Below are 15,145 nucleotides of genomic sequence, written 5' to 3'. Positions count from 1 at the left end.
TTTACTTACCGCTTCAAGGGGAACACTGCATGAAAAAACTGACTCGCTTATCTTTTATTGCCATCGCCGTTGCAATTAGCGGAAGCGCTTTCGCTGCCGATAAGGTAACTTTTCAACTTGATTGGCTGCCTGGAGGGGATAAAGCCCCAGTCTATGTGGGAATCCAGCAAGGTTTTTTTAAAGCAGTAGGGATCGATGTAAAAATCGCCAGCGGACGAGGCTCGACGGATGCCGTTACCAAGATTGCAACGGGGCAATCCGATGTGGGCAGTTCTGACATTGGTGCACTAATGGCGGCGAGAGCCCAAGACAAAGTCCCTGTTAGTGCCGTACTTTCGTACTTTACCGAAGCACCTCACGCTTTTTATGTGCTAGACAGCAGTGGCATTAACAGCATCAAAGATTTAAAAGGCAAAAAAATTGCCACCTCACCATTCACTTCTTCGAACGCCTTTTTACCTTTGGTGCTAAAAGAAAATGGCGTGCCAATAGACTCGATTAAATTAACCAAGGTCGATCCAGGCGCACTAGGCCCAATGCTAATGATAGGAAATACCCAGGCCATTATCGCTTGGGTCACTAACACCGCCTTATTTGAACAACAAGCGGCTCAAGCAGGCAAAAAAATCAAAGTATTGCCTTGGTCCGAAGGCGGCTTATCACTTTATAGCTCTGCTTTGCTAGCATCGGATAAATTCCTAGAAAAACGACCAGACGTCGCAAAACGCTTTATTAAAGCCTACGCACAATCAGTTAAATTCACTTTTGATCATCCAGACAAAGCAGGTCTGGACCTCCATAAAATGGTACCAGAAGTTGACGCGAAAATTGCGGCGGCACAAATAGCCAGTATTCATAACCTCGTTTATAACAAAATAACCCAGGAAGATGGATTTGGCGCACTCACACCAAAACGCATTGCCGCGACTTGGAAATACGTAGCCGAAGCCAATAACCTTAGCCCCGACTCGCTCGACCCTGAATCCATTGTTAACAGACACTTCATCCCAAAAAATAAATAATCCCACTACAGATAGTGAGCTGCTCTAAAAGCAGCTCACTAAAGAGAAGCTGATATATGAGCGAATCAACAGAGAAAAGCAGTCAAAATGCGTACGTTAGCATGAAAGACGTTGGCCATCGTTATGATCCAAACCCAGATGCTCCAATGGCCGTTCAAGACATCAACTTAGACATTCATCGTCATGAATTTGTGGCAGTTGTAGGACCTTCAGGCTGTGGTAAATCGACCCTCTTACGCATGGTAGCTGGGTTGCTTATCCCAAGCCACGGCGAAGTCTCCGTCTTTAATCGCCCCGTTACTGAACCTCGTGATGACGTAGGAATCGTTTTTCAAAAGCCAAATTTATTGCCTTGGCTCACCGTGAAAAAGAACGTGCTCTTTCCGTTGAAACATAAATATGGCCGAGTCAGTCCAGAAGATATAAAGCGCGCCGACGAGCTGTTAGCAATGACAGGATTAAGCGCCTTTGCCGAAAAGATGCCAGACGAGTTATCTGGTGGTATGCAACAGCGCGTTGGCATCGTTCGCGCGTTGTTATTAAACCCAGACATACTGCTAATGGACGAGCCCTTCTCCGCACTCGACGCACTCACAAGAGAGCAAATTGGTTTCGACCTATTGGATATCTGGCGTGACCATCCAAAAACCGTCTTATTCATTACCCACTCGATCAGTGAAGCTGTGTTACTAGCGGACCGTATTTTGGTTATGAGTAAACGACCTGGCAGTGTTCTAGATTTAATTGACGTTGTCCTACCAAGGCCTCGATCACCTGAAACCATTAACTCTGCACGCTTTTCCGAACTAACAAACATCATTCGAGGGCATATTTATGAGCCAAACGTCCACGCCTAAAAACGCTTGTCTACAATGGCTTGGTAAGCAAGGTTACCGCTTTGCACCCGCCATATTTTTCATTAGCTTGATTATTGTTTGGGAGCTCGGATGTACATTAGGCCACGTTCCCCAATACATTCTGCCATCACCTTCGTCGATTGTTCATGCCTTTTTTAACGTTGAATTTTCTCGTTGGATGACCCACTTGTGGGCCACATTACGCGTCGCTTTAATGGGCTTTGGCCTCTCGATTCTGATCAGTTTACCGCTTTCTATTGCGATGATTCGCTCAGAATTATTAAACCGCACGCTCTACCCTATGTTGATTGTGATCCAATCTACACCTGTGGTGGCAGTTGCTCCCTTAATCATTGTCCTAATGGGAACAGGTGATCCATCTCGAGTGCTGATTACGTGCCTGATCACCTTTTTCCCCATGGTCGTCTCCACCACTACCGGCATGTTGGAAACACCACCAGAGCTTATTGAGTTAAGTAAATCCTTACGTGCACCGCGTTATCGTGAAACGTGGCAAATTCGAATTCCTTATGCGATTCCTCATATATTCAGTGGCTTACGCATTTCTATCACTCTCGCCATTATTGGTGCTGTGGTAGCGGAGTTTGTCGCCGCTGAGCAAGGCTTAGGTTACTTTATCCAGTTTTCCACTTCGTTCTTTAAAATCCCTCAGGCATTTGCAGGCTTAATCTTTTTATCTGTCATCAGCTTGTTACTGTTTAAATCTGTTCAATGGATTCAGATGTGGTTGTTCCCTTGGAGTTTGCCAAAGAAAAAATAGCACAGTAACGGTCGGTATGTGTTTAGAAACCTTTTTTTAATATACGCGGTCATTAATAAAAATCGTTATCTATCAGGACTCACTTATGAGCTTATCTGCTCAAGACGAACAGCATCTACGTCATAGTTTCAAATTAGCCGATGATGCCAAGCAACAAGGCATTCACCCTTTCTCTGCTGTATTAGTGGATGAGAGCGGTGAGGTTCTCATGGAACAAGTAAACGGTTACTTGCCAGACTTGGATATGACAGGGCACGCCGAACGACTCATTATGACTCGTGCCAGCAAGGCTTATCGCCCAGAGTTCCTCAACAAATGCAGCTTATTTATATCTGCCGAACCTTGCGCTATGTGCGCAGGCGCAATTTACTGGGCTGGTGTGGGGCGAGTGATATACGGATTAAGCGAAGAGCGCCTAAAAGGCATTACTGGCAATCATCCAGAGAATCCAACCTTAGCACTACCTTGCCGAACGGTATTTATGTCGGGACAAAGAGCCACAGAAGTCATCGGTCCAGAATTAGAAGACGATGCCGCCGCATTGCATAATGGCGTTTGGTAACAAGGCTCAATTCTCTTCATTTTTGCCCGCGAAAGCGGGTTTTTTATTATTTATGCTTCACTGAATCAATAGATAGGCCTATCTTAATAACGCTTAAGTTCCGAATAGCTTATATTTGGCACAAGCGCTTCAACCTACTTTTCTCAATGAGAACAACCACGGTTTACGTGTTCCAATCATCCAACCAGTCATTGCTAGGAGAAAGGCTATCTATGAAATATCAGTCAATCCTATTATCCATTTTAATGCTCGCCGTACTGAGTGCCTGCCAATCTGATCGTGGTGCTCGTGCTATGGGAACAGTTGAACGTGACCGCATCCGCTTATCTGCGCCAGCATCAGAGCAAATTACCTCGGTTGACGCCCATGACGGTCAGACCGTCCAAAAAGGCGAATTATTACTGCAACTAGACCCTCGCAGCGCCAATGCATTAGTCAGCCAGCGTAAAGCCGAACTCGCTCAAGCTAAGGCCGCCCTGAGTGAACTCCTCGCCGGGACCCGACCAGAAAAACTAAGTGCAGCACTGGCAGCCTTAGAGGCTTCTCAAGCAGGCAGCAAAGAAGCAGAACTTAAATATCAACGCAGTGCCAAGCTATATAAAAGCAATGTCATAGGCACCGCCGATTTAGACGCAGCCAAAGCCAAGCGAGACAGTTTACATGCGAAAGCCAAGCAAGCTTATGATCAATGGCTAGAACTTAAAAATGGTGCAAGAAAAGAAGACATTGAACAAGCAAGCGCCAGAGTAAAAGCAGCGCAGGCAGCATTAGTCTGGCAGGAACAAGCCCGCAAAGACCTAGCGATCAAAGCACCTATCAATGGCATCATCGACACCATCCCTTGGCATGTCGGAGATCGAGTCTCATCTGGCACTCAACTCGTTAGCCTAATATCAGCAAGTCAGCCTTACGCTCGTGTCTACTTACCTGCCACCGCACGGACCAAAATCCACATTGGCGATGCTGTTTCTGTGTTCGCAGATGGCATTAAGGCACCGTTTCAAGGACGTGTGCGCAATATTCGTTCACAACCTGCCTATACACCTTTCTATGCGCTAAATGAGCGTGATAGAGCTCGCCTGATGTACTTAACCGACATAGATATTGAACATGCCGACCAGCTACCAACAGGGCTAGCCGTTGAGGTTCATTTGCCATGAACACCCAGTCAACAAAAGAGCAACAGCTCGTTGAATACGCCATAGAGGCACAAGGGCTTACTAAACGTTTTGGCAACAACATTGCGGTCAATCAGTTCGACTTACGCATCCCTAAAGGCAGTATTTATGGTTTTTTAGGGCCTAATGGTTGTGGCAAATCCACCTGCATGCGCTTACTGACTGGGCTGTTAGAACCGACCGAAGGACAAATACGAATTTTAGGAGAAAATCTCGCTGGCCATGAAGAATCTCTTAAGCAGCGCATGGGCTACATGACTCAGAAATTTTCCTTGTACGAGAAATTAACCGTGCGGGAAAATCTCGATTTTGTGGGCGCGGTTTATGGTCTTTCTAGGGCTCGTAGAAAAATCCGCATCGAAGAGTTACTCACACTATACGATTTAGAGCATCAAACCAAACAGTTCGCTGGCTCCATGAGTGGCGGTCAACGGCAGCGCCTTGCCTTAGCCTGTGCCACCTTGCACTCTCCAGAGCTGTTATTTCTCGATGAACCAACCTCTGCGGTAGACCCTGAAAATCGTCGTGAATTTTGGGAAAGATTATTCGATCTTTGCTCGGCAGGCACCACCATTTTGGTCTCCACTCATTATATGGACGAAGCCGAGCGTTGCCATGCCTTAGCCATCATGGAACAAGGCTATAAACGGGCAGATGGCTCACCGAAAACGCTAATGGAAACCATGCCGGCTACCGTTATTGAAGTAAGCGGTGACGAATTACGTCATCTAAAACAAAACCTTATACAGCACAGTGAGATCATGTCTGCGGCTCAAATTGGCGCTCATTTACGTGTTTTGGTCAAACAGGAGGTGCAAGACCCATTAGGCTTTATCAAACAATTAAGCGATGGAAGAAACGCCGTACTGGCACGCCCTAGTCTAGAAGACGTGTTTGTTGCCTGTACTGGAGGTCGTCATGTGGGCTAGAGTTTGGGCTATTTTCATCAAAGAGTTAAAAGAGCTATCCCGCGATAGAATGACCTTTGCCATGATCATCATGATTCCACTTACTCAGCTCATGCTATTCGGCTACGCTATTAATACCGATGCTCGACATATTCCCGTCGGCCTTGTCGATTTAAGCCAAACATCAGAAAGTCGAGCCGTAGAACAAGCCATTGTCGCCACCCAATCGGTCGATTTTATATCACGCTACACTTCTATCAAAGAAGCTGAGGTGGCTATTACTAAAGGCGATATTAGTGCTGTGCTTTATTTGCCTGCAGACATGACTCGCCGCTTATTCAGCCACCCTTTATACGACCATCAGCAGCCTTATTCGGCGCTAACTCGCCCTATTGGGCAGTGGATTGTCGATGGTTCCGACACCGTCATCGCAGCAAGTATTCGCGCCTTGCGCAACCTGCCATTAGACGAAATAAATGGTCTAGCGACAGCACGGACAGCCCCCAGCTTTGAGGTTGTTCAATACTATAATCCCGAACAACGCACGGTAGTAAATACTCTCCCAGGCCTTCTCGCGGTGATTCTTACCATGACAATGATTCTGTTTACTTCTGCGGCGATTGTGAGGGAACAAGAACAAGGCAATATGGAATTTTTGATTACTACGCCGGTGCGTCCGATAGAACTGATGATTGGGAAAATTGCGCCTTATGTCATCGTTGGACTCGTACAAGTGACCATTATCTTAAGCATGGGTCATTGGATTTTCGCCGTGCCAATAAAAGGGGGATTGTTGTCGCTGTTTTTTGCATCGTTATTATTTATTTTTGCCAGCTTAGCCCTTGGTCTCGTCATTTCAACAATCGCGAAAACACAACTCCAAGCAATGCAAATGACCATCTTCATTTTGCTACCCTCTATATTGTTATCAGGGTTCATGTTTCCTTACGATGCAATGCCTGTCGCTGCTCAATGGATCGCCGAAGCCCTGCCAGCAACGCACTTTATGCGCATGATTAGAGCCATCGTATTGAGAGATGCAAATATACTTTTATTGGGTAAAGACGCACTGTGGTTGGGGCTATTTACCATGGCAGGCTTAGTCATCGCGTCCTTGCGATTTAATAAAAAATTAGAATAGTCGATGATTAAACAACACGTCAGTACTTAGGCTTTAGGAGGCTCATTACCAGACTGTATCCCCGCGGTTAATGCTAAGCGCATGGCTTCTTCCACGCCGATGTCCAGCACGGTTAAACGGTCTCGAGAAATGTACAAGGTAATACCACCAATCTGATAACTCAGTGGCACATAAACGCCGACGAGATTTTGATCGCCAAAGAGTTTTTCGCCAGTTTTTTCACCCGTGATAAAACCGATAACCTGAGCGCCATTCCACTCTAGCGATGCCACACTTTTCATTTCTTTCTTTTCGGACAAATTAAAGACCGTCATCATGTCTTTAAACGCCCCATAAATGGATTTTACTAACGGAATACGCTCGAAAATATTCTGGCTTAATTTCACCAAATAACGAATACCGTAGAGATTAACTAACAGACCAATCAGCACCAAAGCGCCCAATGTAGCCAGTAAGCCAAGCCCAGGAAAATACAGCGAGTCGGGAATAATCCAAGTGATAACAGGCTTAGCGATTTTTTCACCCGTCGCCAATAACCAATAAATCAAATAGACAGTCAGGCTTATCGGTAGCACCGCGACCAAACCCTTTAATAATAAGGTAACCAGTTTATTCATTTTCCATCGTCTCTTAAGTTTGCAACAGCATAACGCAAGCTTTATGCCATACCAATGCTTCATCCGCCACAGTGCCTGAGATTGACACAAAGGTTGCCGATCATTAAGAGAGCTTATACCCTATCTCTCTGCAATTACCTATTCCTTTTGCTTACCCCTTATATGCCCGTGCTTTACCAAAGCTGCCCCTGTGCCATATGATAGTTTCAAGATAACAATGAGTTAACGGCATCCTGCCCACCAAGGATTCAATGATGAAATTAAATTGCGATATGGGCGAAGCGTTTGGTACCTGGGAAATGGGGCTAGATACGCAAATTATGCCCTATGTAGACCAAGCCAATGTTGCCTGTGGTTTTCACGCCTCAGATCCTCTTACAATGGCCAACACTGTCGCCTTGGCGAAGCAGCATAATGTCAGTATTGGTGCGCATCCGGGGTATCCTGATCTAGTCGGTTTCGGACGCCGCAATATGGACATTGCCCCCGCGGAATTAAAAGCCATTATTCAATATCAAATTGGCGCCCTAAAAGGCGTTTGTGAAAGTCAAAATACACAACTTGACTACGTTAAACCACACGGTGCCATGTACAACCAAATGATGGCAGACAACGCGATATTAGAAACTGTGATGCAAGCCGTTAATGAGCTCGATGCCTCGCTCCCCTTGATGGTTGGAGCGGTACCTGAAGCACCTGCAATCAAAAAGCTCGCTAAAAAATACGGACTAACGGTTTGGTTTGAAGCCTTTGCCGATCGCCTTTATACCGACGAAGGCCGCCTTACTCCACGTAAAGAGCCAAATGCCATCCACGCGAGTTACGCCTTGATCGAGAAACAAGCCAAGCAATTATGCGAATCCGGCACAGTCACTTCTAGCTCAGGTAAAACCCTTGTCATTCACGCAGACACCATCTGTGTACATGGCGATGGTGACCATGCCATAGAAGCCGTAACCAAGCTGCGACAAATTGTAGATACCTTTAATCAACAAGAAAACAAGTAGAACAGATCATGATGCAAAGCCATGTTTCTCTTGAACAAGTCAGTGATCAAGCGTATTTAATTCGCTTTGGTGATGGCATTAACGAGCAAACTGCTGATCAAATTTTGTGGATGACACAACAGCTCAGATCATTACCAAGCGTACAAGACTTAGTGCCATCCTATACGACACTATTGGTGACGTTCGATCTTGATCGAACTCAAGGATCCGCGTTACATAATGACATAAACCGTATTATTTCCAGACTATCATTGGACAGTTCACCCCGTCACCAAGAACGCCATACCGTGGTGATTCCTGTGTACTACGGCCACGAAGTCGGCCCTGATTTGGGCGACGTAGCCAAGCATTGCGGACTCACACCCGACGAGGTGATTCTGCGGCACAGCGAGCAAACCTATCGCGCCTATGCTACAGGCTTTGCGCCCGGTTTTTCTTTCCTCGGCAACACCTCCGCTGAGCTGCATATTCCTCGCAAAAGTACCCCAAGGCACAAGGTACCAAAAGGCAGTGTCGCGATTGCAGAAAATCAAACCGCCGTGTATCCCAGTGTTACACCTGGTGGCTGGCAGATACTTGGGCGCACACCAACTGAACTGATCGACTGGCAAAGTGACAACATCGGTCTTATTGCCACGGGTGATCAAGTACGCTTTAAGGCAATTTCAAAAGAAGAGTTTTTAGCACTGGGAGGTGTCCTCGATGGCTTTTAAGGTTATCAAAGCAGGCATGTTGGCTCTTATTCAAGACCTAGGTCGTTATGGGTATTTGTCTACGGGCATCACCACTGGCGGACCAATGGACGAAATGGCTTTCCGCTGGGCGAATGCACTCTTGGAAAACTCACCCAATGCAGCACAAATTGAAATCACCTTTGGTGGCTTGGCTCTTGAAGCACAAGCGGATGCCAGCATCGCCATTACCGGGGCGGATTTAGCCGCCACACTGAATGATAAGCCCCTGCTTCCATGGCAGACTTACGCGATAAAAAAAGGGGACTTACTGAGCTTTCAGCAACCCGTTTGGGGATTACGCGCCTACTTAGCGGTTAAAGGCGGTTTTCTCTGCGAGCCAACACTCGGTAGCGTCGCCACCGTCATGCGAGAGCAACTTGGGGGGTTAAAAGGCAACGGCCACAAACTCGAAAAAGAAGACATCATCCTCTACCAAGAAGATCAAACGTTCAAGCAAATGCGAGTGCCCAGAGCCGCGATCCCAAATTACGGTCAAAGTGAAATCCCTGTTATTTTAAGCTACCAGTCTTCATCGTTCTCTGAAGCGGATAAAGAAACCTTCTTCAGCCAAGAGTACACAGTGTCCAATCACTGCGATCGCATGGGCTACCGGATGGAAGGCGCGGCCATTGGCAACGACATTAAAGGCATCACCTCTGAAGGCATTGCTTACGGGGCTATTCAAGTGCCTCAAGATGGCCAACCTATTGTTTTGCTAAGAGATAGGCAAACCATTGGCGGCTACCCGAAAATAGGCTGTACCACCCCCTATGGAGGCGGCGTTCTGTCGCAACAAAAACCTGGCGACAAAATTCGCTTCGTACTGACGTCTATTGAACAAGCCGAACAACAGCGTCAACTGCACATGAATCAGATTAGCCAATTACGCTAACACACAAGCCAACCATCACTTAACTCAATAAGTGATGGTTGGCCTTCTTTATTCTTCTTAACAGCTCTCTTTTCTCCACTCTTTCCTGGTTTATTGCCTTCGACGTCATCGCAAACTTTATTCATTTATTAGTCAATAGCTTTTATTTATCACGATTTAAGAAAATTACAATTTTTATAATTCATAAATATCTTTTAATATAGCTCCTGTTGGTAACGCACTTACTCTAAATCACTTAGGAGATACACAATGATCAATACACAAATCAAACCATTCAACGCCTCTGCTTTTAAATCTGGCGAGTTTGTAGAAATTTCTGAAAAAGACGTACTAGGCAAATGGTCTATCTTCTTTTTCTACCCAGCTGACTTCACATTCGTTTGCCCTACAGAACTAGGCGATGTTGCTGATCATTACGCTGAACTTCAATCTCGCGGCGTAGAAGTATTCTCTGTCTCTACAGACACTCACTTCACACACAAAGCATGGCACGACAGCTCTGAAACAATCGGCAAAATCAACTACTACATGGTAGGCGACCAGTCTGGCAAGATCACAAACAACTTCGGCGTCATGCGCGAAGGTCAAGGCCTGGCAGACCGTGCTACTTTCTTGATCGATCCAGAAGGTACTATCCAAGCAATGGAAATCACTGCTGAAGGTATCGGCCGTGACGCTGAAGACCTACTTCGCAAAGTGAAAGCGGCACAATACGTTGCTGCTCACCCAGGTGAAGTTTGCCCAGCTAAATGGAAAGAAGGCGAAGCAACTCTAGCGCCTTCTCTAGACCTAGTTGGCAAAATCTAAGACTTGCTAGTCAGACCCTAAAAGGGGTCAGATCCCTTAAACGAACATTTAAGGGATCTATACACCAGATCTCCTTAAGGGATCTGACCCCTTTTATTCTTTTATATACCTTATTTTCGGAATGCAAATTTCAAGTCGTTTATTGGCTTGGTATGGATTCTTGTACCCGAAATTTACAGTAATCTCTCAGTCTTAACGGGTTAAACATTATGTTAGAAGCAAACATCAAACAACAGTTGGGCACATACCTACAAAATATCGTTAATCCGATTGAAATTACTGTGTCTACGAATGGAACTGAAAAAGCAGAAGAACTACTAGGCTTAGCACGTGAAATCACGGCGCTTAAAAGCGACAAAATCATTTTATCTGTAGACGAAAACCCAGCAGGTCGTGCGCCTCAAATGGCGATTGGACCTCAAGGGCAAACACCTCGTGTACGTTTTGCAGGTATCCCAATGGGCCACGAATTTACCTCATTGGTATTGGCTCTATTGCAAGCCGGCGGCCACCCATCTAAAGCGGCGCCAGCGACCCTAGAACAAATTAAGTCCTTGGACACAGAATTGAACTTTGAGGTGTACATCTCCCTCTCTTGCCACAATTGTCCAGACGTTGTGCAAGCCGTTAACTTAATGGCGGTTCTAAACCCAAATATTACTGCGACCATGATCGACGGTGCGTTATTCCAAGACGAAGTCGAAAAGCGTGAAATCATGGCCGTACCATCCGTTTACCTGAACGGTGAATTATTCGAACAAGGTCGTATGACATTGGACGAAATTCTAAACAAAGTAGACACCGGCGCAGCGAAAAAACAAGCCGCTGAATTGTCTGAAAAAGACCCATACGACGTACTTGTTGTGGGTGGTGGTCCTGCAGGCGCAGCCGCAGCGATCTACGCAGCACGTAAAGGCATACGTACTGGTGTTGTTGCAGAGCGTTTTGGTGGCCAAGTTGCTGACACCATGGCGATTGAGAACTTCATCTCTGTAAAAGCCACTGACGGCCCTAAATTGGTTGCCGGTCTTGAGCAGCACGTTCTTGATTACGACGTTGACCTGATGAAAACGCAAAAAGCGGTTCGTCTAGAGAAAAAAGAATTCGTTGAAATCGAACTCGAAAACGGCGCATTGCTAAAAAGTAAAACCGTTATCTTGGCCACCGGCGCACGCTGGAGAGAAATGAACGTACCGGGCGAACAAGAGTACCGTGGTAAAGGCGTCGCCTACTGCCCACACTGTGACGGCCCATTGTTCAAAGGTAAGAAAACAGCGGTTATCGGTGGTGGTAACTCAGGTATTGAAGCAGCGATTGACCTTGCAGGCTTAGTCGAACACGTTACTGTTCTTGAGTTTGGCGACACGCTTCGTGCCGACGACGTTTTGGTGAAAAAAGCCAACTCATTACCGAACATCACCATCATTAAAAATGCCATGACCACAGAAGTACTTGGCGACGGACAACGCGTTATCGGCCTGAAATACACAGACCGTACCACCGATGAGTCACACCTTGTCGAAGTAGCGGGCATCTTCGTTCAAATTGGTCTAGTACCAAACAGCGAGTTCTTAAAAGACACGCTAGAGCTAAGCAATCGCGGCGAGATCATCATCGATCAGCACGGTCAAACGTCCATCCCTGGTGTGTTTGCTGCCGGTGACGTAACAACGACACCGTACAAGCAAATCATCATCTCAATGGGTGGCGGTGCAACCGCAGCGCTTGGCGCGTTTGATTACTTGATTCGTAACTAATCAAATCTCGTCCAATAAAAAGCCGATCTTGTGAAAACAAGATCGGCTTTTTTGTTTGCCTGCTAAGCGATATTGCCTTGAAGCACTTGAAGCAAACCAGATTGATGGACTAAATAACGATGACTGCCATTTTTAAATATGTAGCCACGAAACCTACAAGGAGTCACGCCAAATAACAATAAACACAAGAATATGATTTTCACTCCATTTTTCATGGTTTACGCCGCCTCATTTAGAGATAAAAAATGGTTGGCTAAAACTAGCAACAAAGCGGAACCTAGCCAACTGTTTTTGCTCCGTTTAAAGTTCTTATATAAGGACTGATGTAACGAAATATTCAAGTCAATTCAGCACTTTTTTTCGTTACCACACAGGCATGGGGCATTATGCCCTCGTTTACCTACTTTCTGATTCCTCAACTTTTTAAAATCATTCGATTACCAATTTAGAGGCGTCATTTACCACTAGCATAGGCAAGCGGAAGTGTTCCAAAAAATTTTCATTTCGAGGGATACTGGATTCCTGCCAGCAAAATACTGTTAACTTAATATAGCCATAAGGTGAACATAGAAATAGATTTTATAGAGACTCGTCTTGCATGGTTCTTTGCCCAAAAGAGCACTCTGCTATGTTTTGTATGAGCAGTGACAGGTATGATAGCCATAACAATCCCTATTAGATTCTTAGACTTTTACCGGACGCGCCCATGACTGATGAAATAAATTACGAAAACAACCCACTACACGGTCTGGGTTTACAAGACTTGCTGACTCAAATAGTCGATCATTATGGCTTTGATCTTCTGTACGCCTACCTGAACATCAATTGCTTTAAAACGAATCCGAGCATCGAATCCAGCGTAAAATTTCTCAAGAAGAGCGACTGGGCGCGAGAGAAAGTGGAAACGTTCTATTTGTATAAATTTAAAAACTTGCCTCGTGTTTCATCTGAGCAGTTTGCCATATCCCCTAGATACCGAATTATCCCTGAAGGCCAGACTCCTCGCGAACCCGCTAAATTGAGCCTAGAAGACGCTGAGCGCATGCGCGAAAAACAGGCACAAAAAGCAGCGGAGTACGGCAAAACGAAAAACTATCGCAGATAGTTAAAAAGCGCGTATTCAAATGTGCTGGGGATAATTTGTTGGGTGAAATCGACCGGAATGAATGCACTTTCTATTTGTATAAATGTAAAAACCTGCCTCGTGTGTCATCTGAGCAGTTTGCCATCTCCCCTAGATACCAAGTTATCCCTGAAAAGTCAGATTCCTCGCGCCCCCGCTGAATTGAGCCTAGAAGATGCTAATCGCATACGAGAAAGCTGCTTCACCCATTCTTCAGGTGTAATTGAAAAAGCACCGGTGATCTCTAATTCTCTATTTTCTAGTATGTCGTCATTCGGATTCTTTTTTTCTGCTGCAGCAATTATTCTGTCTCTATGTTCCAGCAGTGCAACGATGTGTGGACGGAATAGTACAAAAAAAGCGGTTATCCACTGATTTACCACTAGATTGGGAAAGGCGTGATCGATGCAAAAATTGTCCAGCAAGGCAATCGTGTCTTCTGCGCTATACCATGTTTGATCTGTTACCCAACGGTTTGTGGCAAACAGGCCAATGGGAAAGCCTTCATCGTCCATCGATATTCCAATAAAATGCACCAGTGCATTATCCCCTAAAGGCCACGGTTCAGAACGTTGATAGCCTTCCATTGGTTTAATGTGATTTGGAATGGATTGGGCTCGAAGAAACGTGTGGAAATGGCCGTGTTCTTGGTCCATGCCTCTATGGTTATGATAGTAATATTGACTGTGCGTTTCAGAGTCATAAACATCATCTTGTGGATAGTGGCTCATTTGGTAAAAAGTCCCTTGCCCTTTTAATATTTCACCAACAATATTTTGACCACTTTTATTTAATAACCGATAACATTCTTTTATTTTTTGTGATGCACTCTCTAATTCGTCAATATTTTTTATCTTATTGATGTTTGGAATTTCAAGAGGGATCTCATTTTCAAGGGCAGACCAAGAAGATACATTCATAATAAGTTTTTTATATTATAGATAAATAAATAAAACACAGACTTTTATTAAAAGACTGTGTTTCTTGATTAAGGTAATTATATTAAATACTTTTTTATAAAGTAAAAGAATCTATTTTTTTGCTGAACAAGGGTTTTTCGCAGCACATGGATTTGCTGAACAAGGGTTTTTCGCAGCACATGGATTAACGTAAGATGATTTTGATTTTGCGCGACATGGAGAGCAAGAAGCGTATACAGGTGCTCCGCTTAGAAAGGCACATGCTACACCGGCAGCAACAACAGCTTTTTTATTCTTTAGTATGTTTTTCATTTTCGTTACCTTATTAAAAATTAATGATGTATTTATTAAAGTTTTAAATTTCAGAAATTCTGACTTGTCTTATTTTATTAAGTTCAAATTATTTTTTATTTAATTATCATTAGCCATCATAAAAATGTCATATAATTTTCATAAAAAAAGCAAGCAATGTGCAATAGTTTTTATCTTTTTTTCTTTTCAAAAAATATGACTTTGAGTGTTTTATTAAGTTCAAAATCATTTATATTAATTTCTATTTTATATATTTAAAGATAACTCATTGAGCTTCCAATGACTTTACTAGACACCTATTAACGTTAAAATCTAGTTAAATAAGAGGTGTTTTATGAAACCCAAACGTTATCCGGAAGAGTTTAAAAGAGAAGCGGTTAAGCAAGTGACTGAGCGTGGTTATTCTGTTGCGGAAATGGCTCGATACAACCACTCACAGTGTATACGCTTGGATCAAAAAGTATGGAGAGCCACAGTCTCAACCATCAGAAGACCTTGATGTAGCCTCTGAAAATGCTCGACTCAAG

Annotated in this window: 16 protein-coding genes and 1 pseudogene; 14 read left to right on the top strand and 3 right to left on the bottom strand. The window is 44.6% G+C overall.

Annotated features, from left to right (window positions below; all coding sequences use genetic code 11):
* Positions 1 to 29 precede the first annotated feature (29 nt).
* The 7 genes from V6259_RS01180 (at position 30) to V6259_RS01150 (ending at position 6,449) form a co-directional block, all read left to right on the top strand.
* On the top strand, positions 30 to 1,022 hold the full coding sequence (locus V6259_RS01180; RefSeq protein WP_133010742.1) for an ABC transporter substrate-binding protein: 993 nt from the start codon (positions 30 to 32) through the stop codon (positions 1,020 to 1,022).
* Between the two features lie 56 nt (positions 1,023 to 1,078).
* Positions 1,079 to 1,879 (top strand): ABC transporter ATP-binding protein, encoded by an 801-nt coding sequence (locus V6259_RS01175; protein ID WP_341583005.1) that lies wholly within the window; start codon positions 1,079 to 1,081, stop codon positions 1,877 to 1,879.
* Positions 1,857 to 2,660 (top strand): ABC transporter permease, encoded by an 804-nt coding sequence (locus tag V6259_RS01170; protein WP_341583004.1) that lies wholly within the window; start codon positions 1,857 to 1,859, stop codon positions 2,658 to 2,660. The genes V6259_RS01175 and V6259_RS01170 overlap by 23 nt, the downstream gene beginning before the upstream one ends.
* Before the next feature lie 85 nt (positions 2,661 to 2,745).
* On the top strand, positions 2,746 to 3,222 hold the full coding sequence (locus tag V6259_RS01165) for a nucleoside deaminase (protein WP_341583003.1): 477 nt from the start codon (positions 2,746 to 2,748) through the stop codon (positions 3,220 to 3,222).
* A 212-nt stretch (positions 3,223 to 3,434) separates the two neighbouring features.
* Positions 3,435 to 4,382 carry an HlyD family secretion protein gene (locus tag V6259_RS01160; protein ID WP_341583002.1) on the top strand — a complete coding sequence of 316 codons (948 nt, stop codon included), beginning with the start codon at positions 3,435 to 3,437 and terminating at the stop codon, positions 4,380 to 4,382.
* Positions 4,379 to 5,329 carry an ABC transporter ATP-binding protein gene (locus tag V6259_RS01155; protein WP_341583001.1) on the top strand — a complete coding sequence of 317 codons (951 nt, stop codon included), beginning with the start codon at positions 4,379 to 4,381 and terminating at the stop codon, positions 5,327 to 5,329. Before V6259_RS01160 ends, V6259_RS01155 begins: the two co-directional genes overlap by 4 nt.
* Positions 5,319 to 6,449 carry an ABC transporter permease gene (locus V6259_RS01150; RefSeq protein ID WP_341583000.1) on the top strand — a complete coding sequence of 377 codons (1,131 nt, stop codon included), beginning with the start codon at positions 5,319 to 5,321 and terminating at the stop codon, positions 6,447 to 6,449. Before V6259_RS01155 ends, V6259_RS01150 begins: the two co-directional genes overlap by 11 nt.
* Before the next feature lie 26 nt (positions 6,450 to 6,475).
* Here V6259_RS01150 and V6259_RS01145 read toward each other — a convergent pair whose 3' ends face one another.
* Positions 6,476 to 7,066: a DUF502 domain-containing protein gene (locus V6259_RS01145; RefSeq protein ID WP_341582999.1), complete on the bottom strand. Its 591-nt coding sequence runs from the start codon at positions 7,064 to 7,066 to the stop codon at positions 6,476 to 6,478.
* Between the two features lie 254 nt (positions 7,067 to 7,320).
* On the opposite strand from V6259_RS01145, the gene V6259_RS01140 reads away from it, so the two are divergent.
* From V6259_RS01140 to ahpF, 5 genes are all read left to right on the top strand, one after another.
* Positions 7,321 to 8,073 carry a 5-oxoprolinase subunit PxpA gene (locus V6259_RS01140; protein ID WP_341583188.1) on the top strand — a complete coding sequence of 251 codons (753 nt, stop codon included), beginning with the start codon at positions 7,321 to 7,323 and terminating at the stop codon, positions 8,071 to 8,073.
* Positions 8,074 to 8,081: 8 nt separating this feature from the next.
* Entirely contained in the window at positions 8,082 to 8,786 is a 705-nt protein-coding gene (gene pxpB / locus V6259_RS01135; protein ID WP_341582998.1) for a 5-oxoprolinase subunit PxpB, read from the top strand.
* Positions 8,776 to 9,699 (top strand): 5-oxoprolinase subunit C family protein, encoded by a 924-nt coding sequence (locus tag V6259_RS01130; RefSeq protein ID WP_341582997.1) that lies wholly within the window; start codon positions 8,776 to 8,778, stop codon positions 9,697 to 9,699. Before pxpB ends, V6259_RS01130 begins: the two co-directional genes overlap by 11 nt.
* A 249-nt stretch (positions 9,700 to 9,948) precedes the next feature.
* Entirely contained in the window at positions 9,949 to 10,506 is a 558-nt protein-coding gene (ahpC, locus tag V6259_RS01125; RefSeq protein ID WP_341582996.1) for an alkyl hydroperoxide reductase subunit C, read from the top strand.
* 209 nt (positions 10,507 to 10,715) lie between these two features.
* Positions 10,716 to 12,263 (top strand): alkyl hydroperoxide reductase subunit F, encoded by a 1,548-nt coding sequence (gene ahpF, locus V6259_RS01120; RefSeq protein ID WP_341582995.1) that lies wholly within the window; start codon positions 10,716 to 10,718, stop codon positions 12,261 to 12,263.
* 62 nt (positions 12,264 to 12,325) lie between these two features.
* Here ahpF and V6259_RS01115 read toward each other — a convergent pair whose 3' ends face one another.
* Complete coding sequence (locus V6259_RS01115) at positions 12,326 to 12,478, bottom strand: hypothetical protein (RefSeq protein WP_341582994.1); 153 nt, start codon at positions 12,476 to 12,478, stop codon at positions 12,326 to 12,328.
* A 491-nt stretch (positions 12,479 to 12,969) separates the two neighbouring features.
* Between V6259_RS01115 and V6259_RS01110 the strand changes: the two genes are divergently transcribed.
* Positions 12,970 to 13,368, top strand: coding sequence for a VF530 family protein (locus V6259_RS01110; protein WP_341582993.1), 399 nt, complete (start codon positions 12,970 to 12,972; stop codon positions 13,366 to 13,368).
* A gap of 155 nt (positions 13,369 to 13,523) precedes the next feature.
* Here the strand turns inward: V6259_RS01110 and V6259_RS01105 are convergent, their stop codons facing one another.
* Positions 13,524 to 14,306, bottom strand: a complete 783-nt coding sequence (locus V6259_RS01105; protein WP_341582992.1) for a DUF6969 family protein — start codon at positions 14,304 to 14,306, stop codon at positions 13,524 to 13,526.
* 646 nt (positions 14,307 to 14,952) lie between these two features.
* On the opposite strand from V6259_RS01105, the pseudogene V6259_RS20010 reads away from it, so the two are divergent.
* Positions 14,953 to 15,085, top strand: a pseudogene (locus V6259_RS20010) (transposase); the annotation flags it as partial.
* Between the last annotated feature and the right edge of the window lie 60 nt (positions 15,086 to 15,145).

It is taken from the genome of Marinomonas sp. TI.3.20, from assembly GCF_038155025.1.
Lineage (GTDB): Bacteria > Pseudomonadota > Gammaproteobacteria > Pseudomonadales > Marinomonadaceae > Marinomonas > Marinomonas flavescens.
This window is presented reverse-complemented; position numbering and strand designations above follow the sequence as displayed.